Raw genomic sequence first — 26,161 nt, 5'->3', positions numbered from 1 at the left:
CCATCAGCCCCAGTCGCCTTTACCTCCATCGCCGCCCGGGCCGAAGCCGCCGATCCACCGGTAGTAGGTGGTGTCGCGGTTGGGACCGAGGCGCCCGATCTTCGGTGCCATGGCGCCGAACAGCAGCACTCCGGCTGCGTCCGGGTCACCGCCGGATGCGGCCAAAAGAGCCCGACGCCGGCGGCCAACGAGCCAGATGATTCCCAGGAACAGGGAGAAGGACAACCCCACCCCGCCGGCCATCGCAGCCGTCGTCCCGGGCTCGTTGACCCTGAAGCCGTTGATCAGCATCACGCCAAACAGCAGCCCCAACGGAATGGCAAAGACCAGCCTGCGCACCAGCGCCCAGCGGAGACGTGACACGGGAACGGGGAGCTTCGTTGTGGCCAGGGTTTCGGCGGGCAGGCCGGCGCCGGCGGCGCGGTGATCTGAAAAGTCCAAGCGCTTCCCCCCAAGAAGTAAGACCGTGCTGGCCCTGATCGAAATCCTCTGCGATTCAGGGCCCGGCATAGGGCTACTTGTTCGTGTTGGCCTTGCCCGGGTTCTCAGCCTTCGAGGCCGGGGAGGCATTGACGGCCGGACCCGCGCCGTAGGACGGCGTTGCCGGTGTAGCGGCATTGGGGCTGCGGTGCTCTGCCGCATTTTCCTGTCCGGCTGCGCGCTTGGCCGCGGCGTTCTCGTGCGCCCACGCGGAGTTACCCGCTGGAACTGGAACAACCTGAGCCGGGTCGACGGGCGCGGGCTCCACTGGTTCGGGCTCTTCCGGGGCAGGCTCCACTGGTTCGGGCTCTTCCGGGGCAGGCTCCACGGGTGCAGGCTCCACGGGTGCAGGCTCGACCGGATCGGCCGTCTCTGCCGGGGCCTCGGACACCACGGAGACGGGCCCGGTGGTTTCGGCAGTGGCAGCCAACGCTGCGCCGCCGCCGGCTGCGACGACTGAGGCTACCGCGATAGCTTTGGTGGTAGTGCCCAGGGCACCGAAAAGGGAGAAGATTCCTGCCATGAGAGGCCTTTCGGGAAAGGGGACGTGCGTTTATCCGGAGGCCGCCCTAAAGAGCCAGCCGGGCGTCACGTTACTGCAGAGAAACGGGTCTGTGCGGGCGGGTGGGTTGATCCTGCGGAACTGCTGATCAGAAACTGCACCGGCTGACGCAGGCCCGGAGAGTTATTCGGAGCCCTCGCGCGCCGTCAGAACTCGACGCCGCGCACCAGGGTGATGAGTTGTTCCTTCGTCTGCTCGGCCGTGGGCCCCGTCGGGGAGATCAGGACCTGGGCGGTGAATGTCGCGAGGTTCTGGCCCCTGACCACCATCACGGACAGGATCGTGATCGGCACGTCGCCGGCCGGGCGAAGGGATTTCGGGCCAGCCGGTTCGGTTCCCATGTTGAAGGCCGCCTTGTCGCCGACGCCGTCGAGCGGCTCGCCGGGCAGGCCGCGGGCGGCCAGCCCCGGGGCTGCACCCTCGAGGACTTCGATTGAGAAGACCAGAGAATCCGGGCCCGGTGTGCCCAAGTCGCCGAACCTGTATCGGCAGTTGGACTCGCCCGGGAGGATCTGCGGTTGGGTCTTCGCCCCGAATGCCTGTTTAGCCTCATCGGGACTGATCAGGGCGCAGACCGGGTTGTTCGTCGTGGCCGCAGGACCCACGGGCGGAGCGGCGGGGACGTTGAGTGCTGTGCCGTTGCCCCAGCCGGCGTCCACGGCAGCCTGCGAGAGCGCGCGGGCCATCGCGTCGCCATCCGGGACGCCGGACCCGGCCATGGGCGGTCCGGTTACATAGGGCATCTCAAGGGTCTCGTTGCCCCGGACAGCCGTCAGGACGACATTCGCGGACACGTTGCCGGGCTCACCGCGGAAGTAGCCGGTCCACTGCAGGCAGGCGAAGTCGCCGATGCCCGTGACGGGTGAGCAGTCGGGTGTCGACTTCGCTTTGGAGATGTCGGCGGCCGATGCGGGAGATATGAGAGCCACAGACAGGGCCGTCATCCCTGTATCGGACTTGCTGGAATAGGTGCACAGGTAGGCCTCGCTTCCCGGCGGCCTGGCCTGGCTGATCTGGCCCACGGGCACGAGCCCGGGTTCGGTCTTCGCCGCAATCTCCGGGGTGATGAGATCACAGGCCGGGTTGCCGGTGCTGGATGAGGGTGCGGTTGACGACGTCGGCCCGCTTTGGCCTGCGGGCTGGGAGCACGCGGTGAGGAACAGGGCGAGCCCTGCCACGAGCGTGATGCCGAGTCGCGCCGGCCAGGACTGGCGCCTAGGCACGGAACTGCTTTCCGGGTCCGCGGGCGAGGCCCACCCGGGCATTGCCGGCGAGATGCACGAGCACCCCGACCACAAGGAACGCGCCGAGCACCTGGGCGCTTGTGGCGGTCACCGCTGGCCAGCCTCCATCGAGCCTCGGATCCAGGAAGTCGTAGGGATACCAGCCGTCAAGGGCACCGCGCACCCACGAGAAGATCAGGAATGCGGCCGGGTAGCACAGCCAGATGAGGGGCCGCCGCCACGGGCCGCGGACGGTGCGGGTGACGAAAAGCCAGTCGAGCCCCGCGACCAGCGGTGCGATGCGGTGCGTGATCATCCACGGCCAGTACATGTCCAGCGTCCACCACGGCTCATCAGGAGGGGCCACAAGCACCGCATAGATAATGCCCGTCATCACCAGGTAGAAGGCGAGGGCCCCGAACAGGTGATCCCACCACTGGGGCAGCCGCGCCCGCGGCCGCGCGGCGGACACCAGGAGTACGAGCGCGAGGACAAGGTTCGAGTGGAACGTGAACTGGGAGATGAGCTGGGGGATGTCGACGGAATTGCCCGGTTGCGTCGCGTCGTAGACCTCCTGGCCGAGGGCGGCGAGGATGGCAAGTCCGGCCCCGCCGCGCACCAGACGGATCCAGAGGCAGTCCGGATGCAGCGCCCGGTTGGCGCCCGCGTTGCGTTCGACCGCGGGATTCAGCGTCAGCACATCACTCATGGCATCAGTGTTGCGCTTCGCCGTGCCGGGACCCAGAGCCAAAAGGACCGGGTTCGCTCAGGGCCTTTCTCCCCCTGGCCAGCCCGCCCCTGCCGGCGTGTACTGAAGCCAGGATCCCGGGGGAAACAGCGGACTCCTGATGACCCTCGCCTGGGTGCTGCCGATGCTGGTCCTCGCGGCCGGAGCCGGCTGGCTGCTGGTGGCCCTGGGCGTGCTGCCGCTCCTGATTACGGTCATCGGAAGGTCGGGCCCGGTCGTGTCGCTCGCCGCGGCAAGCGGGGTCCCGTTGATCGCGGGGATCGTCTATCTCCTGTCCGCCCGGATGGAGCGGGGCAGTTCTGCGCCGGGAACCGTCCGGGCAGCTGCGGCCTGATCCGGCCGCAACCCTCCGCGTAACGCGAATCGGGCGGCGGCCCGATGGCGGGTAGCATCGGGGCCATGAGCGCCGACGACGACGACATCACCGAAGAACTGCTGGCCGACGCCGAGAAGCTGACGGGGCTGAGCCTCGAACTGCTGGGCCTTGACCCCCACCCGGATGACATGACCCCGGAGCAGCGGCTCCAGTTCGATCCGGAGGACCTGGAGGAAATGGCCGCCGTCTCCCCGGAGGGCCGCCGGAAAGCCGTGAGCCAGACGCGCCTGCTGGCAGGCCTGCTGTGGAACTCATCGAGCATCCTGATCGACCAGCTCTTCCGCGATCTGGGCACTCTCGGCACACCGGAGACCGTCACCCCGCCCGACATCGCCGGGACCTCGGTACTGTCCTCGCTGCCGCCCCAGTTCGCGTCCAGCTACGACGCGAAATTCACCCAGAAGCTCATCGTTGTCGCCGCCGACGTCACCGCGTGCCTGGTCCGCGGGTGGGCCGCCCCCGGATGCCTCGCGGCCGAACTCGCCGTGCGCTGCCTGCTCGACCAGGCGGAAATCACCGAGGATATCTACGAGCTCGACCTCCCCCCGGACTGGCGGGCAGAGGTCGAGGAAGTCCTGCTGGGGGACGCGGACAGTGAGGCGCTCTATTCGGACAGGCTCGACGTTCTCGAGGACGACGCCGACAGGCTGGGCTTCGAGCACTGGTTCACGCCCTACGCCCCCTGGCACGCGGTTCCGCCCTACGCCCGATCCTGAGTCCTGCGGCTGCTCCTGAGCCGCACACATCTGTTCCTAACCCGCCGGGGCAGCCAGTCCGGCCAGGAAATCCTCCGTGAAATGCTTGACCCCGTCCCACTCGGTATAGACGTAGTCGCGGGAGGTATCCAGGTCCGGGGACCCCTTGTCCCTGGTGATCTTCTTCATGAGCTGGCGTTTGATGAAGTTGTAGTGGGTGTACAGCAGCGCGCCGCCGAAAATCCCGACATGGGCCGGCCGCCAGCCGGTCTCCTCCTCGAACTTCGCCACATAGCCCTCGGCGCTTTCCTCGTCCCCGTGGGCGGCCAGGCTGACCGAAACCAGGGCGGACGGGAGACGTTCGAGCTCTCCGCGGTTCTTCCGGACAAAGTCGGCAACAAACCCCTCGTGTTTGCCCATGTGCACGGACGCCGCCACAATGACACCGTCGTAGCCGCCCGGAAGGGTGTCGCCGGAACGCTTGAGATCCCCCGTATCCGCCTCGTGCCCGTGGGCCCGGATCACCTCGGCGATGTACTCCGCGATCTGGGCTGTCTGTCCTTCAACGCTCCCGTAAGGGATATAGATCTTGGCCATGGTCCACTGTGTCCGAGCGGTGCACTGACGAAGTAGGGCCGAACGTCCCCGCCGTCCCGAAAGCGCACCGCACCCTTGACGGCTGCGCCCCCGGCGGCATGTGATGTACGAAGGCCCCGGCCCGGTTCACAGTCGACCGGCCGGTGCGGAACACCGTATCCCCACGAAAGGACAGGACATGTCCCTGCTCGATGCCTCCCTCTGGGAGGGCAAGATCTACCTCAACGGCTGGCGCCCGGGCGGCGGCGGGACAGCCGACGCCGTCGAGCCCGCCACCGGCGGGACGCTGGGCAGCTATGGCCTTGCTTCCGTGGACGATGTCCGTGAAGCCGCCACGGCAGCGGCGGCGGCCCAGAAGGGCTGGGCGAAACTCAACCCCGAGGACCGTGCCGCCGTGCTGCGCCGCGCCGGGATGCTGTGGGAGGAACACGCTGCCGAGATCCAGGACTGGATCGTGCGCGAGTCCGGCGGCATTCCGGCCAAGGCAGGCCTGGAAACGCATATCGCCGCCAACGAATGCTACGACGCTTCGGCGCTGCCCTCCCTCCCGGCCGGGGATGTGCTCACGTCCAACGAGAACCGCTGGTCCTTCGCCCGCCGGCGTCCGGTCGGTGTGGTGTCCGTGATTGCACCCTTCAACTTCCCGCTGATCCTCTCCATCCGCGCCGTCGCCCCGGCCCTGGCCCTCGGCAACGCGGTGCTGCTCAAGCCGGATCCGCGCACCGCGGTCTGCGGAGGGGTCACGCTGGTGCGGATCTTCGAGGAAGCCGGGCTGCCGTCCGGGCTCCTGGCGCTGCTGCCGGGCGGGGCCGACATCGGCGCCGCCGTCGTCGAGGCACCGGAGGTCGGCGTCATCGCCTTCACCGGCTCGACGGCGGCCGGGCGGAAGATCGGCGAGACCGCCGGCCGGCTGCTCAAGCGCGCCCACCTGGAACTCGGCGGGAACAACGCGCTCATTGTGCTGCCGGGCGCGGACCTGCCCAAGGCCGCCTCCGCGGCGGCGTTCGGCTCCTTTATGCACCAGGGCCAGGTCTGCATGGCCGCCGGGCGCCACATCGTCCACGAGGACATCTACGACGACTATGTCAGCGCCCTCACGGAAAAGGCCACGCATCTGCCTGTCGGTGATCCGGCGAGCGGGACCGTGGCGCTGGGCCCGATCATCGACGACAAGCAGCTGCACCGGATCGACACGATCGTCCAGGACGCGGTGCAGGGCGGCGCCCGGCTGGCCGCCGGCGGCACACACGACGGCAGGTTCTACCGGCCCACCGTCCTCGCCGACCTGGACGTGAAAAGCCCGGCGTGGCGGGATGAGATCTTCGGCCCGGTGGCACCGGTGATGAAGTTCTCCACCGTGGAGGAAGCCGTGGCCCTGGCCAACGGCAACGAATACGGCCTCTCGATCGGCATCTTGGGCGATGTGGGCCTGGCAATGACCATCGCGGACCAGCTGGACTCCGGCAAGGTCCACATCAACGAACAGACGGTGTCCGACGAGGCGAACTCACCGTTCGGCGGGATGAAGAGCTCGGGCAACGGCTCACGGATCGGCGGGCACCACGCCAATATGGAGTCCTTCACCGAAATCCAGTGGCTCACGGTCCGGCCGGACATCGCCCCGTACCCGTTCTAGCCTCTGCCCTTTCCGACGGAGAACGAAAAAGGAAGGACCCGGCTGCCGCCGGGTCCTTCCTTACGCGGGCCGGTGCCCGCTGATCGGGTACTCCGCGGGTCAGTTCCGCGGGTCAGTGTTCCGCTGCGTGGTGTGTGGCGGGGTCGAAGGGCTCGAACACGGACGAGCCGATCATGAAGATGCCGCGCTGCGGAATCCAGAAGTCCCCGAGCCTGTCCTGGACGGGCAGCGCCGAAGGTTGTCCGAGGCTCTGCCCCGACAGGCGCGCCTTGCTGTCGCGGATAAACCACATCTGCCGCGGGCGGGCCCCGAATCCCTGACCGTTGGGAACCCGGCCCGTCAGCCCGATGTGTCCGGCCCCCAGTACGGGGCCGGCGACAGCCCCCATGGCGCGAAGGAACGTCCGGCTGCGCCAGAGCCGCTCGGGAACCGCGCCGGCAACCGCGGACATGAACCGGGTGACCGGCGTGGCGGCCAGCGTCAGGTCCCAGCTCAGGTCCATCCCGTCTCCGACCGCCACACTCAAGGAGTAACCGTCGTGCCACCGGATGGAGATCCGGCCCGTCGACGCCGATCCGAGCGCACTGCCGAAGTACCGCGGACAGGAGGACCCGGGGTCGGTGGTGCTGTGCATCGTCCAGACGCCGGCAGGGTCACGGATCCAGACCGAGGAATAGCCCGGGCCGACCGAGGAGGCCGCAAAATGCCGCAGGGCCAGGACGTGGCCGGAGCTGAACGGAACGCCCATCACGCCGTAGCCGGCAAAGCGTTCTTCCGGGCCGGAGGGCAGCGCGGGGTTCTGTTCCACGGACTCAACAAGGTCGCGGGGACTTTGCATGGTGACGGCCTCCGTTGTGCTACATGTGGACGTGCAGGCGCCGGGCCGCTTCGGAGATCGAGCCGCTCAGTGACGGGTACACGGTGAAGGTGCTGGCGACGTCGTCGACGTGCAGTTTCTGGGTGACCGCAAGGGAGATCGCGAAGATCAGCTCCGAGGCGTTCGGGCCCACCACCACACCGCCAATCACGGTTCCGGAGCCCTTGCGGGCGAAGATCTTGACGAAGCCGTCCCGGTGGTTGCGCATCTTGGCGCGGGCGTTGCTGCGCAGCGAGAGCTTCACGACGTCGGCCTGGTACTTGCCGGATTCGATCTCGGCCTCGGAGACGCCGACGTTCGCGATCTCGGGCGAGGTGAAGATGTTGGACGCGACCTGGTGCAGCTTGAGCGGGGTAACACTGTCGCCCAGGAAGTGGGCAATCGCGATCCGGCCCTGCATCGCGGCCACGGACGCCAGCGCCAGCACACCGGTGCAGTCGCCGGCGGCGTAGATGTTCGGTGCGCTGGTGCGGGAGACGCCGTCGACCTTGACGTGGCCGCTCTCGGTGAGCGCAACGCCGGCCTCCTCGAGGCCGATCCCGGCGGTGTTCGGGATGGACCCGACGGCCACCAGGCAGTGGCTGCCGGTGACCTTGGAGCCGTCGCCAAGCGTCACGATCACACCGTCCTCGGTGCGCTCGACGGTCTCGGCACGGGCACGGGACAGCACCTTGACGCCGCGGCGCTCGAAGACGCCCTCAAGAACCTCTGCGGCGTCGGCGTCCGAACCGGGCAGCACGCGGTCGCGGCTGGAAATCAGGGTGACCCTGGAACCGAGGCCGTTGTAGGCGGAGGCGAACTCGGCGCCGGTCACCCCGGATCCCACCACGATCAGGTCCGCGGGGAGCTCGTCCATGTTGTAGATCTGGGCCCAGTTCAGGATCCGGACGCCGTCCGGGCGGGCGGTGGGGAGCTCGCGCGGGTGGGCGCCGACGGCCAGCAGGATCGCGTCCGCCTCGACGATTTCGGTGCCGTCAGCGGTGAGGACCTCAATGGTGTGGCTGTCCAGCATCCTGCCGGAGCCGAGCATGATCCGGACGCCCTGGTTCTCGAGGCCCTTCTGGATGTCCGAGGACTGCTGCCGGGCCAGCCGCAGCAGGCGGTCGTTGATGTGTTTGAGGTCCGCGCGCATCGTCGGGGTGCAGTCGCCGCCGTCGAGGTCGAACTTGACGCCGAGCTCACCGGCCTCGCCGACGCGGGTCATCAGGTCCGCCGTGGCAATCAGGGTCTTGGAGGGCACAACGTCGGTCAGCACCGCGGAGCCGCCGAGCCCCGCCCGTTCGATGATGGTGACCGTCGCTCCCAGGGAGGCGGCGACCATGGCGGCTTCGTAGCCGCCGGGCCCTCCGCCCAGGATTGCGATGCGGGGCGAGCTGAAATCGGGATGCGTAGTCACAATCAGCCATTGTCCACCATTTGGACCGGCACCACCAAGAATCCGGGCCGGCACGGCACAGTGTGCGGTGCTGGGCAGCACGGTGCCGGCACGATAACTTGTACCGGTGAGTACAACAGAATTCCTGACCACGGACCCCTTCGACGCCGCCCGCGCCGCCGCCGACTACATCGCCGAGGAGACCGGCGTCGACGCGCACGACGTCGCCCTGGTGCTCGGCTCGGGCTGGGCCGACGCCGCCGAACTGATCGGCGAGACCACGGCCACCCTCTCCGCGGACGAGGTCCCCGGCTTCTCCTCCCCCTCCGTCGTGGGCCATGTCCGCACCATCCGCTCCGTGCTGACCCGGGAGGGCAAGCGCGCCCTGGTCCTGGGCGCACGGACGCACTACTACGAGGGCAAAGGCGTCCGCGCTGTTGTCCACGGCGTGCGCACCGCCGCGGCGGCCGGCTGCAGGACCCTGGTCCTGACCAACGGCTGCGGGGGCCTCAACGAGGACTGGACACCCGGCACCCCGGTGCTGATCAGCGACCACATTAACCTCACCGCGACCTCACCGCTTGAAGGCGCCACCTTCGTGGACCTCACCGACCTGTACTCCCCGCGGATCCGCGGCCTCGCCCGCGAAGTCGACCCCTCGCTGGACGAAGGCATCTACGCCCAGTTCACCGGCCCGCACTACGAAACCCCCGCGGAGGTGCAGTACGCCAAGCGCATCGGGGCAAGCCTGGTGGGCATGTCCACCGCGCTCGAGGCGATCGCCGGCCGCCACGCCGGCATGGAGGTCTTCGGCATCTCGCTCGTGACCAACCTCGCCGCCGGAATCAGCCCGGTTCCGCTGAGCCATGAGGAAGTCCTCGAAGCCGGCCAGGCCGCGGGCCCGCGCATCTCCAAGCTGCTCGCGGAGATCATCGCAAAGCTCTGAGCTCAGCTCCCCGAGGCGAGGTAGCGCACAGCCTTGACCTTGTCCTGCGGAAAACGACGCTCCATCGAGTCGGCGATCCCGGCAATGGTCTGCCGGGCCAGTGCCTGCCGCCAGGCGAGTTCGGCCTGGCGCATGGTCTGGGAGATCAGGCAGGTCCGGACGAAGTTCTGCTCCGTGTCGGCATCCGGGACGTTGGACATGATGCCTTCGCAGCGGAACACCGGGTCGGGGCCCTCCAGGGCCAGGACAATGTCCAGGACGGTGACGTTTTCCGGCCGGCGCGCCAGATGGAAACCGCCGCGCGGACCCGACACGGAACCCAGGATCCCGGCATGGACCAGGGCCTGGAGCTGCTTGTTCAGATAGGAGCCCGGGAGCTTGTAGTACTCCGCCAGCCGGGCGCTGTTGACCGCTTCACCGGCCGGCGTCCACGCCATATTGACGCAGCTGTGAACGGCCCATTCCACCCCACGGCCCATCTTCATATTCCAGACGCTACGTGTCCGGAAAATTGCCTGTCAAGGGCTGGTGTGCAGGACAGCCCTGAGTGGTCTGTAAGTCGGACTCCCGCTGGTCGGGGAAGGCATCCGCGGCGATTGGCGCTAGTTTGGTTCCTATGACGTCTTCTGATGCCGAACTCACCCGCCTGCTGGACGACGCCCGCACCTGGGCCGCCCAGGACCCGGATCCCGCCACGGCCGCCGCCCTGACCGAACTGGTCCGGCTCGCCGGCGATGGCACCCCTGCGGCCCGCCAGGAGCTCGCGGACAGCTTCAGCGGGACCCTGCAGTTCGGCACCGCGGGCCTGCGGGCAGCCCTCGGCCCCGGCCCGAACCGGATGAACCGCGTCGTGGTGCGCCGCGCCGCCGCCGGCTTCGCGGCCTTCCTGACCGAAGCCGTCGCCCAGGCAGCCCCCGGCACCCGGCCACGCGCCGTCGTCGGCTACGATGCCCGCCACAACTCCGCCATCTTCGCGGAAGAGACCGCTGCGGTCCTCACCGCCGCCGGCGTCGAGACTTTCCTGATGCCGTCCGCCCTGCCCACCCCGCTGCTCGCCTACGCGGTCCGGGCGCTGGAGTGCGACGGCGGCGTCATGGTCACCGCCAGCCACAACCCGCGGCAGGACAACGGCTACAAGGTCTACCTGGGCCGGCACGCCGTCGAGGAGAGCGGACGCGGCGCGCAGATCGTGGCGCCCTACGACGGGCTGATCGCGGCGAAGATCGCCGCCGTCGGCGAGCTCTCCGGCGTCGCCCTGGCCACGGAGGGCTGGACCGTCCTGGACCCCTCGATCGCCGCCGGCTACGAGGCCGCCGTCGCGGCCCTGGCCGTCCCGGAGCACTTCCCGGCCCGCGGCCTCAAGATTGTCCTGACCCCGATGCACGGCGTGGGCGGCGGGACCGCAGTGGCGGTGTTGCACGCAGCCGGCTTCGACGACGTCACCGTGGTGAGCGAGCAGGCCGAGCCGGACCCCGACTTCCCCACCGTGAACTTCCCGAACCCCGAGGAGCCCGGCGCCCTGGATCTGGCCCTGGAAACCGCGGCCCGGGTGGATGCGGACCTTGTGATCGCGAACGATCCCGACGCGGACCGCGCCGCTGTTGCGGCGAAGGATCCGGACACCGGCGCCTGGCGCATGCTGCGCGGCGACGAGGTGGGCGCCCTGCTTGGCGCGCACGTCGTGGCGCGGCGGGCCGCCGGCGGCGGCAGCGGAGGCAGTGGAGAGACCACGGCGGGGGTGTTCGCGAATTCGATCGTGTCCTCGCGGCTGCTGGCCAGGATCGCCGCGACGGCGGGCTACGCCCACGCGGAAACCCTCACCGGTTTCAAATGGATCGCCCGCGTTCCCGGCCTGCTCTACGGCTACGAGGAGGCACTGGGTTACTGCGTCGCGCCCTCACTGGTCCGGGACAAGGACGGGATCTCCGCGGCAGTGCTGATCGCGGAACTCGCGGCGGCGGCCAAGGCCGGGGGCCGGACCATCTTCGACACGCTCGACGAGCTGTACCTGGTGCACGGCCTGCACGCGAGTGACCAGCTCAGCATCCGGGTCGCGGACCTGGGCCTGCTGGATGCCATGATGAACCGGCTGCGCGTCAGCCCGCCGGAATCCTTCGGCGGCTCGGCCGTCGAATGCGTCACGGACCTCGCCGAGGGCAGCGCACAGCTGCCGCCCACCGACGGCCTGCTGTACCTGACGAAGGACCTCAGCCGCATCATCATCCGCCCCAGCGGGACCGAACCCAAGCTCAAGTGCTACCTGGAGGTCATCCGCAGCGTCGGCTCGGCCGCCGAACTGCCCGGGGCCCGGCAGGAGGCACGCGCCGCGCTTGACGCGGTCCTGGCGGACGTCCGTGAGGCGCTGGGGCTGTAGCCGGGGCGCAGCTTCCGGGGCGTCAGCGCCTACAGCTCGACCTCAATGTACCCGCCCACAATCCGGGTACCGAAGGTCGGGAGCCGGAGTTCCGGCGCGCCCAGGCACTCCCCCGTTCCGAGGTCATAGACCTCCTTGTGCAGCGGCGAGGCGAGCGTCGGGCGCGAGCCGCGGGACCCGGTGATGCCCCGGGCCATCACGTGCGCCCCGGTCGCCGGGTCCTCCTGGGCGACGGCAAAAACCTCACCGGAGCCCGTGCGGAACAACGCCACCTGGCGCCCCGCGATCAGCGCCGCCTCGCCCCAGGCCGGTTCCAGGTCCTCCACCGCGCACACGCGGTGCCAGCCGGTCCCATAGCTGGGGTGTTCTACAAAGCTCCGTGCTGCGCTCTCAAGTACGGCAGTCATTTCGGGCCCCTCTCTGATACATCTCTCCCGGGCTCAGCCGCTCCTGCGGCCATATACCCAAGCTAGGTCCGCGGTGTTTCATCGGCGTGCAGTGAATGTGTCCGGCGGGTAAAAGAGACCTCACGCCGCCGGAAATGCGTTCGTGATGCAGAAGTTAAGATCACGAAACATAAGGGAAACTGAAGCGAAACTGCGCTTGCCTAGTCTGGATGGACACCTCGATTGAGAAGGCCGCAGAGCACCGACTGCGGCCCATGCGAAAGGCCCACCGTGACCGGACAGACTTCAAGCCCCCAGAACCAGGACGCAGAGCGCACCACAGCACCGCGCCGCATCGTGGTTGCCGGCGGCGGCCCTGCCGCCCACCGCTTCGCCGACGCAATGCACGCCCGGGGCCTGGACGGCTGGAACGTCACCGTCCTCACCGAGGAAGCACACCTCCCCTACGACCGCGTCGCGCTGAGCAGGGCCCTCACCGACGCCGACGTCGACCTCACCCTGGGTACCGCCGCGATGTGGGAGCACGAGGCGCTCACGCTGCAGACCGGCGAGCGCGTCACCGGCATCGACATCGCCGGCAAGACGGTGTCCACCGCGGCCGGCACCGTCTACCCGTACGACGAGCTGGTCGTCGCCACCGGTTCCGACGCCGCCCGCCTGCCGATCCCGGGATCCGGGCTCACCCACGTCTACCGCACACTGGAGGACGTCTGGGCCATCAACAAGGCGATTGCCGAACTGACGGAGAAGCTCGGCCGCAAGGTCAACGCCGTCACCATCGGCGGCGGCCTGCTGGGCCTGGAGTCCGCGGCCGGCACCGAGCAGCTCGGCGCCACCCCGATCGTCATCAACGGCTCCCCCTGGCTGATGAACACCCAGCTGGACCAGGGCGCCGGGCAGGCCCTCGGCCGCCTGATCGAAGCCAAGGGCTTCACCGTCCACGGCGGCGTGTTCCCCTCCGAAGTCCTCTCCGACGACGACGGCCAGGTCACCGGCGTGCTGATGGCCGACGGACGCATCATCGACGCGGACCTCGTGATCGTCGCGATCGGCGTTAAGCCCCGCGACGAGCTGTTCCGCGCCGCCAACGGCCCGGCGGCGGAGGGCCCGGAAGGCACCGCGCCGCTGTTCGACCTGGGCCCGCGCGGCGGCGTCGTGATCTCCGACGGCTGCGAAACACAGGTCCCCGGCATCTGGGCGATCGGGGAGGTCGCCAACTTCGGCGGCATGTGCCTGGGCCTCGTGGCCCCCGCCAACACCATGGCGGAGATCGTCGCGGACCGGCTGTACGGCGGCAATGCTACTTTCCCGGGCTTCGACACCGCCACCAAACTCAAGCTCTCCGGCGTCGACGTCGCCAGCTTCGGTGACGCCTTCGCCAGGACCGAGCACGCGCTGGAAATCGTCTACGCCGACCCGGCCCGCGGCGTCTACCAGAAGATCGTCACCACCGACGACGCCAAGACCCTGCTCGGCGGCATCTTCGTCGGGGACGCGGCACCGTACACGTCCCTGCGCCCCATGCTGGGCCGCGAACTCGCCGCCGAACCCGGCGCCTACCTCACCGCAGCCGGCGGCGGCGACGCCCCGGAAACCGAACTCCCGGACGATGCCATCCTGTGCTCCTGCAACAACGTGGCCGCCGGCAGCATCCGCGACGCCATCAATGGCTGCGGTGCCTGCGAGGGCAACGCCCCGGTCCAGGAGCTCGGCGAGCTCAAGGGCTGCACCCGCGCCGGCACCCAGTGCGGCTCCTGCGTCCCGATGCTGAAAAAGCTGATGGAAAGCGAACTGACCAAGTCCGGCGTCGCGGTCTCCAAGGCCCTCTGCGAGCACTTCGAGCTCTCCCGCCAGGAACTCTTCGACGCCATCCGGGTCCTGGAACTGGCCTCCTTCGAGGAGATCCTGGCCAAATACGGCACCGGCACCGGCTGCGACATCTGCAAGCCCACCATCGCGAACATCCTGGCCAGCCAGAACAGCGCCTACGTGCTCGACGCCGGCCGCGGCACCCTGCAGGACACCAACGACCGCGCCCTGGCCAACATGCAGAAGGACGGCACCTACTCCGTGGTCCCGCGGATCGCGGGCGGCGAGATCACCCCGAAGAAGCTCGGTGTGATTGCCGCCGTCGCCGAGAAATACAGCCTCTACACCAAGATCACCGGCGGCCAGCGGATCGACATGTTCGGCGCCCGGCTGGAGCAGTTGCCCGAAATCTGGAAGGAACTCGTGGACGCCGGCTTCGAATCCGGCCAGGCCTACGGCAAGTCCCTGCGCACCGTGAAGTCCTGCGTCGGCTCCACCTGGTGCCGCTTCGGGGTCCAGGACGCCGTCGCCATGGCCATCAACCTGGAGCTGCGCTACCGGGGCCTCCGCAGCCCGCACAAACTCAAGATGGGCGTCTCCGGCTGCGCCCGTGAATGCGCCGAGGCCCGCGGCAAGGATGTCGGCGTAATCGCCACGGACAAGGGCTGGAACCTCTACGTCGGCGGCAACGGCGGCTTCCAGCCGGCCCACGCCCAGCTCCTGGCCCAGGACCTCGACGACGAGACCCTGCTCAGGTACATCGACCGCTACCTGATGTACTACATCCGCACGGCCGACCGGCTGCAGCGCACCGCGCGCTGGCAGGAGGAGCTCGACGGCGGCCTGAAGCACGTCGAGGAGGTGGTGGTGCAGGATTCACTCGGCATCGCCGCGGAACTCGAAGCGGCCATGGCCAGGCACGTGGACACCTACCAGGACGAATGGGCCGAGACCCTCAAGGACCCGGAACGCCTGCGCCGCTTCCGTTCCTTCGTGAACGCCCCGGACCAGAAGGACGACTCGATCTCCTTCGTCCCGGAGCGCGGCCAGATCCGCCCCGCCACCGCCGAGGAGAAGTCCCTTGCCCTTCAGCAGCCCGTGCTGATCGCCTCCAGCATCCCGGTCCGGCCCTCCGACGCCCCAGCCACCGCCACCGAAAGCCAGGTCTGACCATGCAGCTCAGCATCGATCTCAGCGGACGCGAAGTCCTCGTCACCGGTTCGGACACCGCCGCGCGCCAGGCGGTCCGCCGCTACCGGGCCGCCGGCGCCGTCGTCTCCCGGCTGAGCAGCCCGGGCGGCGCCCGCCACGACGGGCCCCTGCCGGAGCGCCCCTTCCTGGTCGCCGCCGTCGACGACGGCCAGCCCGGCTGGGAGGCGCTGCTGGACCGCTGCCGTGACACCGGCATCCCGGTCGCGGTGGAACCCGCCGCCGGCACCGCCGGCCGCGTCACCCTGGTCGGCGGCGGACCGGGAACCATCGAACTGCTGACCGTCGCCGCCGTCCAGGCCCTGCGGGACGCCGACGTCGTCTTCTACGACCGGCTGGCCCCCTACCAGGAACTGCCCGCACTGAGCACGGCCGAGCTGGTGGATGTGGGCAAGCGCCCCGGCCACCACCCGGTCAGCCAGGCCGGCATCGAGGAGCTCATGGTGGAGGCCGCGCTGGCCGGGAGGAACGTGGTCCGGCTCAAGGGCGGCGACCCGTACGTGTTCGGCCGCGGCGGCGAGGAGGTGGCCGCCTGCGTGAAGGCCGGCGTGCCCGTCCGCGTGATCTCCGGTGTTACGAGTGCCATCTCCGTCCCCGCCGCGGCCGGGATCCCGGTCACGCACCGCGAGGTCAGCCACATGTTCACCGTCGTCTCCGGCCACGCCCCGCTGACCGAGAAGGAACACCTGCACCTTGCCGGACTCGGCGGCACCATCGTGGTGCTGATGGGCATCGGCACGCTGCACCAGCTCGCCGCGGGGCTGCGCCGGGCGGGGATGCGCGCGGACATGCCGATGGCCGTCGTCGAACGCGGCTACCGGCCCGGCCAGCGGACCACCATCGCCGAGCTGGGCACCATCACAACGGCGGCGGCGGAGTGCAGCAACCCGGCCGTGCTGGTGATCGGCGACGTCGTCCGGGTGGCCGAGGCCAACCGGGGCTGCGCGGAGGCGGAAGCCGAACTAGGCCGCCTGGCCGCGTCCCTGATGGGGGCGTGAGAACCGTGAGCGCGCTCAACGCCATCGCCCCCGCCGGGCTGCCGGGCGCCGATCCGGGACCGGACACCGGGCCGGAGACGGTGGCCGGGCCTGCGGCGGGGACGGTGGAGCTGCCGCTGGAGGGCTTCCGGATCGGCGTCACCTCGCACCGCCGCTCCCAGGACCTGATCGAGGCCCTGGAGCGGCGCGGCGCGGAGGTGCTGCACGCGCCGGCGCTGAAGATCGCCCCGGTGCAGGAGGACCTGAACCTGATCGAGGACACCCGCGCCATCATCGCCGCACGCCCTGAGCTGTGCATCGCCACCACCGCCTACGGCATGCGGCGCTGGTGCGAGGCCGCGGACACCTTCGGCATCGGCGAGCAGCTGCTGGAAACGCTCGGCGCCACCCGGATGTTCGTCCGCGGGCCCAAGGCCCGGGGCGCCGTCCGCGCGGCCGGGCTGGCCGACGTCGGGATCAGCAGCGACGAAACCACCGCCACCCTGGTGGACATGCTCCTGGCCGAGGGGGTGCGCGGCAAGACCGTCGCGGTGCAGCTGCACGGCTACACCGACGTCCGCCAGCTCGAACGCCTCCGGATGTCCGGCGCCACGGTCCTGACGGTCACCCCGTACCGCTGGGTCAAGCCCGACGGCGCGGACCGGCTGCCGCGGCTGATCGAGGCCGCCTGCAGCGGCAACCTGGACGTGCTGACGTTCACCAGCGCCCCCGCGGTGGATGCGATGTGGAGCACCGCGCACGAGATGGGCCTGTACCGGCAGCTCGTGGAGAGCCTGAAGACCACCGTGGCCACCGCCGTCGTCGGCCCGGTCACGGCGCAGCCGCTCATCGACGCCGGACTGCAGCCGCTGGTTCCGGAGCGGTTCCGGATGGGCGCCCTGATCCGGCTCGTCGTGGAGCACCTTGCCCTCAACCACGTCCGCCGCCTGGACACCGTGTCAGGCCGCGTGGAACTCCGCGGCCGCTCGCTGCGGATCGATGGCGGGGCCGTGGAACTGGCCCCCGCGCCGCTGCTGCTGCTGCGGGCGCTGCTGGGCGCCGGCGGCGCCGTGCTGTCCCGTGAGGCGTTGTCCGAGCTGCTGGAACTCCGCGGCTCCGTCCATGCCCTGGACATGACGGTCAGCCGGCTGCGCTCGGCCCTGCCGGACGGCCGGCTGGTGGAAACCGTGGTGAAGCGCGGCTACCGGATCCGCGTTTAACAACAGCAACGCGGGGTCACTTCGCGCCCATCCCAAGGTGTTTTATGGGCGCGAAGTGACCCCGCGTTGTGTGTGACGCACGACATTACCGGTGAGTAAATACTGGCGAACGGGCGGCGAAAATTCCGCAACACCGGGGAAACCTGCCGGAAAAATCGGCCGCCTACGCTGGGGACCAACAAGCAGTCAGGCCGCACCAAAGGCCACCAGCGAAAGGGCCTCACCATGTCCGCCACCTCCACCGTTCCCGCCGATTCCCAGACCCGGCCCCGCATCGTCATCGCCGGGGCCGGCCCGGCCGCGCAGGCCCTCGTCCGCCAGCTCACCCGGACGCCGTTCGCGGGCGGCATCACGGTGCTCAGCAACCGGGATGACGCACCCGCCGAGCTCCTGGAACTGGCCGCCCTCCCGCAGGTCTCGGTCCGCTTCGGCCAGCCGGCCAGCTACGTCGACCCCGACAGCCGCCATGTCACGACGGCGGACGGCCTGGAATTCAGCTACGACCAGCTGGTCATCGCGACCGGGTCCTCCCCCGCCGGCGCACCGCTTGCCGGGGAAGGCCGCTGCCTGAACTACTCCACGATCGACGACGCCGCCGGGCTGGGCGAGGCCGTCAAGGACGTCACTCGGGTGCTGGGGCGGCGGCCGCTGGGCATCCTGGTCGGCACCGGAACGGCCGCGGGCCAGGCCGAGGCTGTGCTGCGCTCCCGCGGTGTCCGCCCCATCCGCACGACGCAGCGGCCGGCCGCCGTCGTACCCACCCTTGCCGGCTCGGCGCTCACGGCCGCCGGGATTGTGTTCGAGGATGGCTCCAGCATGGCCGGGGACCTTGTGGTCCTGGCCGAGGAACCGATTGCCCGCGACGCCCTCGCGGTCAGCGCCGGGCTGCAGACGGCACGCCAGGGCGGGATCGTCATCGGGCGCGACTTCCGCACCTCCGTTCCGGGGATCTGGGCGATCGGGGACGCCGCGGTGTTCGACGGCGTCCGGCTGGGACTGCTGGTGGCCGCCTCCTCCTCGGCGTCCGTGTGCGCCTCCCAGCTGCTCCGGGCCGGCATGGCGGAGCCCCTTGCGGAAGCCGCCTGAACCGTTGCCTGAAGTGTTGCCCGGCCCCTGCGTGCAGGCCCTCCGGTGGCATGGCCTGTTATGGCAAGATGGACACCTGAGAAGCCAGGAAAGGGACCACCATGAGCAACGAAGCCGCGACTGCCGGGAACGCCACCGCCGCTGCCCCGGAATCCGGAACCGCGGGAAACCCCGAAACTTCGGGGAACATTGCCTCCTACATCGACCACACGCTGCTCAAGCCGGAGGCAAGCGAGGCCGAGATCCTCAGGGTCTGTGCCGAAGCCGCCGAATACCGGTTCAAGTCCGTGTGCGTCAACCCGGTCTGGGTCAAGACGGTCAAGAAGGCCCTGAGGGGCACCGGCGTGCTGACCTGCTCGGTCGTCGGCTTCCCGCTGGGCGCCACCCCGAGCGACGTCAAGGCCTTCGAGGCCCGCGGTGCCGTGCTGGACGGCGCCGAGGAAGTCGACATGGTGATCAACATCGCCGCGGCCCGGGCCAGCGACAAGGGCGCCCTGATCGATGACATCACCGCCGTCGCGGACGCTGTCCACGACGGCGGCGCCATCCTGAAGGTCATCATCGAAACGGCGCTGCTGGACGATGCCCAGAAGGTGCTGGCCTGTGAGGCTGCCGTGGCGGCGGGAGCCGATTTCGTGAAGACCTCCACGGGCTTCAACGGCGGCGGGGCCACCGCCGCGGACGTCGCGCTGATGCGCCGGACGGTGGGCCCGGAACTCGGTGTCAAGGCCTCGGGTGGCGTGCGTTCGCTCGCCGACGCACAGGCTATGATTGCTGCAGGTGCAACACGTATTGGCGCCAGCTCCGGGATCGCGATCGTCAAGGGTGAACAGGGTTCCTCCGCGTACTGATCCGCTCCGGCAGCCGCCACAGTTTTGAGCCCCACGGGGCCGAGGAGGAACGAATGTCCAGCAACACCGCGAAAACCCAGCAGACCCCGCAGAACGAGAACAGCCTGGCCTCCAGCCTCATCCTGTTCGTCCTCATGATGGTCCTGTTCTTCGCTTCGCTCTATTCGTTGACCTTCCTGACGCTGGGCAACCCGTGGCCGATGGCCGCCTGCCTCGGCCTGTTCGCCCTGGCCTTCTGGATCCCGCAGACCATCACCGGCCGCTCGGACTCCGCGGGCGAATTCTAAAGCCGCACCGTACGTGAACGACCGAAGCCCCGGACCCCCGGGGCTTCGGTCGTTTAACCCCCGGCCATTTCACCCGCGGCCCGGGCCGGCGGGGGCGGCCGGCGTCACCGGCCCGCCGTTGCGGGTTAGCGCCGTTACGCCGCGGCGAGCAGCCCGTAGAGGCTTTGCAGCAGACCGGTCCCGGTCGCCACCGCGGCGGGCCACTGCAGCTCGGCCAGGGCCAGCACCGCGCCGAACATGCCGATCATGGCGTAGGCACTGACCGGAATCAGCACGAACCATTCCCGCCGTGACCCGGCGCGGCCCAGCAGCGGAACCGCGAACGCCCCGTTGGCCTTCCAGACGTTTTTCACCAGCGGCAGCTTCCGCAGGAATTTCGGCGGCTTGATCACCAGCGGCCAGAGCAGCGGCACTCCCCCGGTGGTGATCATGTCCCCGACGATGTGCACCAGCACGCCGGTCAGCATCGAGACCGGAAGCCAGGTCCACTGGTGCGGCGCGAACCAGGTCACCAGCCCGGCCATGCAGAGGGCGAAGACCCAGTTGCTGATCCAGCCGTACTTCGGGAAGAGCTTCAGGGCTTTCGCGGCGATGTTGATCATGAACATGCACAGCAGCCCGGCACCCACCGACAGCAGGCCCCAGTGGGTCTGCAGCTGAAGCTGCCCCGCCAGCGCCGCCAGCATGACAAAAAACGCGGCGCCGAGCAGGGAATGTGTGCCCTGCCGGTGGCCGCCGGAGACGTTCTCGATGCCGACCGCGATCACGTTCGACAGCGGCGGCAGCGAGTGCGCCACCGTGCTGGAGCGGTGGTCCCAGTCGCAGACCAGGGCCGTTCCCGCCGTCGCCATCCCGCCGATCAGGATCCCGGTCGCGTCCAGCGGAAACCAGCCGAGAGTGTACGGGCCGGTGGAGGCAATCGCCACCCACGCCGCGGCCCCCGACGCGGCGTGGTGTCCGCCCATCATTCGCTATTTCACCGCCAGCGGCGCATCGGAGAAGATGTTGCGGATAACGCCGTTGGCCCACTCCAGGATCTCGGCGTCCTGCAGGTCCCGGCCGCCGATCCGGGCGGTCTTGGGCTTGGGGATGAGCACCGCGTCCAGGGCGGGTTTGGACTGCGACCCCGGATACATCCGGGTCAGCCGCATGAGCTTGGACTCCGGCAGCTGTGCCGGGGAGAACTTGATGAAGTTGCCCTGCAGGGCCACATCGCTGAGCCCGGCCTCGCGGGCACCGACCCGGAAGCGGGCGACGTCGATCAGGTTCTTCGCGGGCAGCGGCAGCTCGCCGTAGCGGTCCACGAGCTCGGCGAGCACTTCGTCGATCGCCTCGTAGGTGATCGCCCCGGCGAGCTTGCGGTACGCCTCGAGGCGCAGCCGTTCGCCCGGCACATAGTCGTGCGGCAGGTGCGCGTTGACCGGCAGCTCGATCTTCATCTCCGCGGCCTTCTCCTCGGCCTCGCCCCGGTACTCGGCCACAGCCTCGCCGACCAGGCGGATGTAGAGGTCGAAGCCCACACCCTGGATGTGGCCGGACTGCTCCCCGCCCAGCAGGTTGCCGGCGCCGCGGATCTCGAGGTCCTTCATGGCCAGCTGCATCCCGGCACCGAGCTCGTTGTGGGTGGCGACGGCCTTGAGCCGTTCCAGCGCCACTTCGCCCAGCGGCTTCTCGGACGGGTACAGGAAGTACGCGTAGGCGCGTTCGCGGCCACGGCCCACCCGCCCGCGCAGCTGGTGCAGCTGGGAGAGCCCGTATTTCTCCGCCCCGTCCACGATCAGGGTGTTCGCGTTGGAGATGTCCAGCCCGGTCTCGATGATCGTGGTGCAGACCAGCACGTCGAAGCGTTTCTCCCAGAAATCCACGATGATCTGCTCCAGCCGGCTTTCGGACATCTGTCCGTGCGCCACCTCCACCCGGGACTCCGGGACGAGTTCGCGGATCTTCGCCGCGGTCCGGTCGATCGTGGACACCCGGTTGTGCACGAAGAACACCTGGCCCTCGCGCATGAGTTCCCGGCGGATCGCCGCGGAGGTCTGCTTGTCCGTGTACGGGCCCACGTAGGTGAGCACCGGGTGGCGTTCCTCCGGCGGGGTGGCGAGCGTGGAGGTCTCGCGGATGCCGGTCAGCGACATTTCCAGGGTCCGGGGAATCGGGGTGGCGCTCATCGCCAGGACGTCCACGTTGGTGCGCATCTTCTTCAGCGCTTCCTTGTGTTCGACGCCGAAGCGTTGCTCCTCGTCCACGATCACGAGGCCGAGGTCCTTGAACGCGAAGTCCTTGGACAGCAGCCGGTGGGTGCCGATCACCACGTCCACGGAGCCGGCTTTGACCCCTTCGGCCGTCTCCTTGGCCTCTTTTCCGGCCTGGAAGCGGGACAGCGGCTTGACCACCAGCGGGAAGCCGGAGAACCGTTCGGTGAAGGTTTCATAGTGCTGCTGGGCGAGCAGGGTGGTGGGCACCAGCACGGCGACCTGTTTGCCGTCCTGGACGGCTTTGAAGGCCGCCCGGACCGCGATCTCGGTCTTGCCGTAGCCCACGTCGCCGGAGATCAGCCGGTCCATCGGGATCTCCCGCTCCATGTCCGCCTTGACCTCGTTGATGGTGGTCAGCTGGTCCGGGGTCTCCACATACGGGAAGGCTTCCTCGAGTTCGCGCTGCCACGGGGTGTCGGGGCCGAAGGCGTAGCCGCGGGAGGCCATCCGGGCCGAGTAGAGCCGGATCAGCTCGCCGGCGATTTCCTTGACTGCCTTGCGCGCCTTGGACTTGGTGCTGGACCAGTCGGCGCCGCCCATCTTGCTCAGCGCGGGGGTATCCCCGCCAACATAGCGGGTGACCTGGTCCAGCTGGTCGGTGGGCACAAAGAGCCGGTCGCCCGGGGCGCCGCGTTTGGACGGCGCATACTCCAGCACGAGGTATTCGCGCACCCCGACTGAGTCTTTTGAGCCGCCGACGGTGATCTTTCGCTGGATCAGCTCCACAAACCGGCCGATGCCGTGCTGTTCGTGCACCACGGAGTCGCCGGCCACGAGCTGCAGCGGGTCCACGGCGTTCCGCCGCTTGGACGGCATCCGGCGCATGTCCTTGGTGGAACCGGCGGAGGTCCGTCCCAGCAGGTCCGCCTCGGTCAGCAGCGCGAGCTTGAGCGGTTCCAGCACAAAACCGCGTCCGAGCGCGGCCGTGGTCACCTCGATCAGCCCGGCCTGGGGCTCGTCGTCGAGGGAGCCGACCCGGGCGCACGGAATGTCGTTGTCATGGAAGAGCTCGGCGAGCCGCTGGGCCGGGCCGGGACCTTCGGTGACGACAACAACCCGCCACTGCTCCCGCACGTGGGAGCCGATGAAGTCCATCATCTCGGCGACGTCGCCCTGGTAGCCGCGGGGTTCCCGGGCGTGCAGGTTAAGGACATCGACGTCCGGCAGCAGTTCCTCGTCGGTGGCCAGCGAGGTGATCGACCACCAGGACACCTCGTGCGCGAGGGCCGCGGAGCGGGTTTCGGTGAGCGAACGGAAGCTGGCCGAATGCAGGGCCTCGGAGGCCTGGGACGTGAGGTCAAGGGGTGCTGTACCGCCGTCGGACGCCGTCGACCAGGCCGCCTCAAGGAATTCCTCGTTCGTGGCGGCGAGGTCGTGGGCGCGGGTCCGGACCTTTTCCGGTTCGATCACCACGGCCATCGAACTGGCCGGGAACTGGTCCAGGAACGGCACCATGGCATCCACCAGCACCGGGGCCAGGGACTCCATCCCCTCGACGGCGATGCCGCCGGCGATCTTCTCCAGCATGTCCGCGGCGGCCGGCAACTGTGATTTCAGCGTCGCGGCGCGGGACATCACCGAGGGTGTGATCAGGATTTCGCGGCACGGCGGGGCGTGCAGTTCGGTGGGGTGGTGCACCCCCGGCGCGCTCAGCGAACGCTGATCGGCGACGGCGAACCAGCGCATCTGGTCCACTTCGTCGCCGAAAAACTCCACCCGGATGGGGTGGTCCTCGGTGGGCGGGAAGACATCCAGCATGCCGCCGCGGACGGCAAATTCACCGCGCCGCGTGACCATGTCCACACGGGCGTAGGCGGCGTCGGCAAGGCTTCGCACGACGCTGCTGAACGGGGCCTCCTGGCCGACCGTCAACGTCACCGGCACCAGCTCACCAAGACCCGCGACGAGCGGCTGCACAACGGCCCGGACCGGGGCGACAACGACGCGCAGGGCGCCGCCGGTGGATGTTTCGGGGTGCGCGAGCCGGCGCAGCACGGACAGCCGCCGGCCCACCGTGTCCGAACGGGGTGAAAGCCGTTCGTGCGGGAGCGTTTCCCAGCTGGGGAACTCGGCGACGGCGTCGGCCGGCAGGAAAGCGCGCAGCGCTTCGGTCAGGTCCTCGGCCTCCCGGCCGGTGGCGGTGACGGCCAGAACGACCGGGCCCAGACCGGTGCTGTCCTTCGCTGTGTCCGCGGCCAAGGCGGCCAGTCCGTCGGCCATTTCCGCGAGCAGCGCCGGGCGCAGTCCGGCGGGGGCGCTGATCTGGTAATCCTCGCTGCGGGCGTCGAAACCGCGGGCGGCTTCGGTCCGGACCCGGGCGTAATTCCGGTCCTCGGAGAGGGCACGGCGCAAACCGGTGAGAGTGGGGCCGGAGTGGCTCATAGCTGTAGCTCCTGTCAGAGTCACGGGGATGCAGGCAACACGAATAGCCGGAATTCGCGAGAATCCCGGGTAACCCAAGCCTACCGCGCAGCCCGGAGGCAGGTCCGCACCCGGACCGTCCCATCCTCCGGCGGGCCCGCGGGCCCGCGGACCTGCCGGCCCGGGCGGCGCCGGGGCTAAGCTGGCAGAAGACACGGCCGTCCAAACGACCCGGCGCTCCGAATGCCTCATAGACAACAAGGAGTCACCATGACCGGCACCCCCGAATCAGCACCGACCACCCCGGCACCGAGCGGCCAGCCGAAGACGGTGCTCGTCACCGGCGCCACCGGCTATATCGGCGGGCGGCTGGTTCCCCGCCTGCTGGAGGCCGGGCACACCGTCAAGGTTCTGGTCCGCACCCCTGCGAAAATCGCCGGGGTGCCGTGGCTTGACGACGTCGAACTCATCCAGAGCAGCCTCGACGACGGCGCGGCCCTGCGCGCGGCCCTGGACGGCGTCGACGTTCTCTACTATCTGGTCCACTCGATGGCGGCCGGGGCCGGCTTCGAATCCAAGGAAAAGGCGATGGCGGAGACCGCGGCGCAGGCGGCAGCCGGCGCCGGCGTGGGCCGGATCGTCTACCTGGGCGGCCTGCACCCCAGCAACACCGAACTCTCCACCCACATGCGGTCCCGGGAAGCCGTGGGCAAGGTCTTCCTGGACAGTCCGGTGGACGCCGTCGTCTTCCAGGCCGGCGTCGTGATCGGCTCGGGTTCGGCGTCGTTCGAGATGATCAGGCACCTGTCCGAGACGCTTCCGGTGATGCCCGCCCCGAGTTGGGTACGCAACAAGATCGAGGCGATTGCCGTGCGCGATGTGCTGCACTACCTCGTCGGGGCAGCGTCGCTGGAAGGCCCGATCAACCGCACCTTCGACATCGGGTCGCGCCAGGTCCTCAGCTACGCCGGGATGATGCAGGAATACGCGGCCGAGGCCGGTCTCCCCCGGCGCTGGGTCCTTGCCCTGCCCGTCCCCGCCCCCAAACTCGCCGGACTCTGGGTGGCGCTGGTGACCCCGATTCCGCTGTCGATGTCCCTGCCGCTGGTGGAGTCCCTCCAGCACGACGCCGTCTCCCGCGAGCACGACATCGATGCCTACATTCCGCAGCCCGAGGGCGGGCTGGCCCCCTACCGCCGGGCCGTTGCGCTGGCCCTGGGCAAGGAGCGCGACGGACAGGTCGAGACGACCTGGGCCAGTGCCGGGGCCGACGCCGATCCCCTCCCCAGCGACCCGGACTGGGCCGGGCACCGGGTGTACGTCGACGAACGCACCTATTCAAGCCAGGTGGACCCGAAGCACGTCTGGACCATCATCGAAGGGATCGGCGGCCGCAACGGCTGGTATTCGCTCCCGCTGGCTTGGCGCATCCGCGGCTGGCTGGACAAGCTCACCGGCGGGGCCGGGCTGCTGCGCGGCCGGCGGCACCCGCACCTGCTGGCCGAAGGGGAAGTCGTGGACTGGTGGCGGGCCGAGCGAATCGAACGCGGCCGGCTGCTCCGGCTGCGCGCCGAAATGCGGGCGCCGGGCCGGGCCTGGCTGGAGTTGTCGGTGGAGCCGGAGGGGACGGGCAGCCGTTACCGCCAGCGGGCGATCTTCTTCCCGAAGGGTCTCGGCGGGCGCCTGTACTGGCTGGCCGTGCTTCCCTTCCACAGCCTGATTTTCCCTGCCATGTCGCGGAATATCACGGCCGCGGCGAAGGATCTCCAGGACCTCGAATCGGAGCCGGCACGGCGCACCGCGTAGGATG

General features: G+C 69.3%; 23 protein-coding genes. 12 read left to right on the top strand and 11 right to left on the bottom strand.

Annotated elements, in window-relative coordinates; all coding sequences use genetic code 11:
* Positions 1–3: 3 nt before the first annotated feature.
* The 4 genes from ASPU41_RS11565 to ASPU41_RS11550 all read right to left on the bottom strand — a co-directional run bounded on the left by ASPU41_RS11565 (position 4) and on the right by ASPU41_RS11550 (position 2,974).
* Positions 4–441 (bottom strand): hypothetical protein, encoded by a 438-nt coding sequence (locus ASPU41_RS11565; protein WP_069951042.1) that lies wholly within the window; start codon positions 439–441, stop codon positions 4–6.
* Between the two features lie 73 nt (positions 442–514).
* On the bottom strand, positions 515–1,003 hold the full coding sequence (locus ASPU41_RS11560) for a hypothetical protein (RefSeq protein ID WP_069951041.1): 489 nt from the start codon (positions 1,001–1,003) through the stop codon (positions 515–517).
* A 185-nt stretch (positions 1,004–1,188) separates the two neighbouring features.
* Complete coding sequence (locus ASPU41_RS11555) at positions 1,189–2,265, bottom strand: hypothetical protein (RefSeq protein ID WP_069951040.1); 1,077 nt, start codon at positions 2,263–2,265, stop codon at positions 1,189–1,191.
* Complete coding sequence (locus ASPU41_RS11550) at positions 2,258–2,974, bottom strand: Pr6Pr family membrane protein (RefSeq protein ID WP_069952650.1); 717 nt, start codon at positions 2,972–2,974, stop codon at positions 2,258–2,260. The genes ASPU41_RS11555 and ASPU41_RS11550 overlap by 8 nt, the downstream gene beginning before the upstream one ends.
* A 139-nt stretch (positions 2,975–3,113) precedes the next feature.
* On the opposite strand from ASPU41_RS11550, the gene ASPU41_RS11545 reads away from it, so the two are divergent.
* Together ASPU41_RS11545 and ASPU41_RS11540 are read left to right on the top strand one after the other, a co-directional pair.
* Positions 3,114–3,347, top strand: a complete 234-nt coding sequence (locus tag ASPU41_RS11545) for a hypothetical protein (protein ID WP_069951039.1) — start codon at positions 3,114–3,116, stop codon at positions 3,345–3,347.
* Positions 3,348–3,412: 65 nt separating this feature from the next.
* The gene (locus tag ASPU41_RS11540; protein ID WP_069951038.1) at positions 3,413–4,105 is read left to right on the top strand and encodes a hypothetical protein; all 693 of its coding nucleotides are present in this window, start codon (positions 3,413–3,415) and stop codon (positions 4,103–4,105) included.
* A 36-nt stretch (positions 4,106–4,141) separates the two neighbouring features.
* Here ASPU41_RS11540 and ASPU41_RS11535 read toward each other — a convergent pair whose 3' ends face one another.
* The gene (locus tag ASPU41_RS11535) at positions 4,142–4,681 is read right to left on the bottom strand and encodes a flavodoxin domain-containing protein (protein WP_069951037.1); all 540 of its coding nucleotides are present in this window, start codon (positions 4,679–4,681) and stop codon (positions 4,142–4,144) included.
* 178 nt (positions 4,682–4,859) lie between these two features.
* On the opposite strand from ASPU41_RS11535, the gene ASPU41_RS11530 reads away from it, so the two are divergent.
* Positions 4,860–6,317, top strand: a complete 1,458-nt coding sequence (locus ASPU41_RS11530; RefSeq protein ID WP_069951036.1) for a benzaldehyde dehydrogenase — start codon at positions 4,860–4,862, stop codon at positions 6,315–6,317.
* 112 nt (positions 6,318–6,429) lie between these two features.
* On the opposite strand, the gene ASPU41_RS11525 is transcribed toward ASPU41_RS11530, so the two are convergent.
* Together ASPU41_RS11525 and ASPU41_RS11520 are read right to left on the bottom strand one after the other, a co-directional pair.
* Positions 6,430–7,155 (bottom strand): hypothetical protein, encoded by a 726-nt coding sequence (locus tag ASPU41_RS11525; RefSeq protein ID WP_069951035.1) that lies wholly within the window; start codon positions 7,153–7,155, stop codon positions 6,430–6,432.
* A 19-nt stretch (positions 7,156–7,174) separates the two neighbouring features.
* Positions 7,175–8,590, bottom strand: coding sequence for an NAD(P)H-quinone dehydrogenase (locus ASPU41_RS11520; protein ID WP_069951034.1), 1,416 nt, complete (start codon positions 8,588–8,590; stop codon positions 7,175–7,177).
* 106 nt (positions 8,591–8,696) lie between these two features.
* Between ASPU41_RS11520 and ASPU41_RS11515 the strand changes: the two genes are divergently transcribed.
* A complete protein-coding gene (locus tag ASPU41_RS11515; RefSeq protein ID WP_069951033.1) occupies positions 8,697–9,515 on the top strand; it encodes a purine-nucleoside phosphorylase in 819 nt (272 codons plus the stop codon).
* Positions 9,516–9,517: 2 nt separating this feature from the next.
* On the opposite strand, the gene ASPU41_RS11510 is transcribed toward ASPU41_RS11515, so the two are convergent.
* Positions 9,518–10,000 (bottom strand): RrF2 family transcriptional regulator, encoded by a 483-nt coding sequence (locus ASPU41_RS11510; RefSeq protein ID WP_069951032.1) that lies wholly within the window; start codon positions 9,998–10,000, stop codon positions 9,518–9,520.
* 131 nt (positions 10,001–10,131) lie between these two features.
* Here ASPU41_RS11510 and ASPU41_RS11505 point away from each other — a divergent pair, with 131 nt between their 5' ends.
* Positions 10,132–11,889: a phospho-sugar mutase gene (locus ASPU41_RS11505; RefSeq protein ID WP_069951031.1), complete on the top strand. Its 1,758-nt coding sequence runs from the start codon at positions 10,132–10,134 to the stop codon at positions 11,887–11,889.
* Between the two features lie 29 nt (positions 11,890–11,918).
* Here the strand turns inward: ASPU41_RS11505 and nirD are convergent, their stop codons facing one another.
* On the bottom strand, positions 11,919–12,296 hold the full coding sequence (gene nirD, locus ASPU41_RS11500; protein WP_069951030.1) for a nitrite reductase small subunit NirD: 378 nt from the start codon (positions 12,294–12,296) through the stop codon (positions 11,919–11,921).
* Between the two features lie 270 nt (positions 12,297–12,566).
* On the opposite strand from nirD, the gene nirB reads away from it, so the two are divergent.
* From nirB to ASPU41_RS11470, 6 genes are all read left to right on the top strand, one after another.
* On the top strand, positions 12,567–15,275 hold the full coding sequence (gene nirB / locus ASPU41_RS11495) for a nitrite reductase large subunit NirB (RefSeq protein ID WP_069951029.1): 2,709 nt from the start codon (positions 12,567–12,569) through the stop codon (positions 15,273–15,275).
* 2 nt (positions 15,276–15,277) lie between these two features.
* A complete protein-coding gene (gene cobA, locus ASPU41_RS11490) occupies positions 15,278–16,312 on the top strand; it encodes a uroporphyrinogen-III C-methyltransferase (RefSeq protein ID WP_069951028.1) in 1,035 nt (344 codons plus the stop codon).
* Between the two features lie 80 nt (positions 16,313–16,392).
* Positions 16,393–17,511, top strand: coding sequence for a uroporphyrinogen-III synthase (locus tag ASPU41_RS11485; RefSeq protein ID WP_069952649.1), 1,119 nt, complete (start codon positions 16,393–16,395; stop codon positions 17,509–17,511).
* 225 nt (positions 17,512–17,736) lie between these two features.
* Complete coding sequence (locus ASPU41_RS11480; RefSeq protein WP_069951027.1) at positions 17,737–18,597, top strand: FAD-dependent oxidoreductase; 861 nt, start codon at positions 17,737–17,739, stop codon at positions 18,595–18,597.
* A 101-nt stretch (positions 18,598–18,698) separates the two neighbouring features.
* On the top strand, positions 18,699–19,448 hold the full coding sequence (deoC, locus tag ASPU41_RS11475; RefSeq protein ID WP_231941055.1) for a deoxyribose-phosphate aldolase: 750 nt from the start codon (positions 18,699–18,701) through the stop codon (positions 19,446–19,448).
* Between the two features lie 53 nt (positions 19,449–19,501).
* Complete coding sequence (locus ASPU41_RS11470; RefSeq protein ID WP_069951026.1) at positions 19,502–19,735, top strand: hypothetical protein; 234 nt, start codon at positions 19,502–19,504, stop codon at positions 19,733–19,735.
* Between the two features lie 134 nt (positions 19,736–19,869).
* Here ASPU41_RS11470 and ASPU41_RS11465 read toward each other — a convergent pair whose 3' ends face one another.
* On the bottom strand, positions 19,870–20,703 hold the full coding sequence (locus ASPU41_RS11465; protein ID WP_197515643.1) for a metal-dependent hydrolase: 834 nt from the start codon (positions 20,701–20,703) through the stop codon (positions 19,870–19,872).
* 3 nt (positions 20,704–20,706) lie between these two features.
* The gene (gene mfd, locus ASPU41_RS11460) at positions 20,707–24,372 is read right to left on the bottom strand and encodes a transcription-repair coupling factor (RefSeq protein WP_069951025.1); all 3,666 of its coding nucleotides are present in this window, start codon (positions 24,370–24,372) and stop codon (positions 20,707–20,709) included.
* Positions 24,373–24,621: 249 nt separating this feature from the next.
* Between mfd and ASPU41_RS11455 the strand changes: the two genes are divergently transcribed.
* Entirely contained in the window at positions 24,622–26,157 is a 1,536-nt protein-coding gene (locus ASPU41_RS11455; RefSeq protein ID WP_069951024.1) for an SDR family oxidoreductase, read from the top strand.
* The last annotated feature ends 4 nt before the right edge of the window (positions 26,158–26,161 follow it).

It is taken from the genome of Arthrobacter sp. U41, from assembly GCF_001750145.1.
GTDB lineage: Bacteria > Actinomycetota > Actinomycetes > Actinomycetales > Micrococcaceae > Arthrobacter.
The sequence above is the reverse complement of the archived record's forward strand: the minus strand, read 5'-3'. Positions and strand labels throughout refer to the sequence as shown.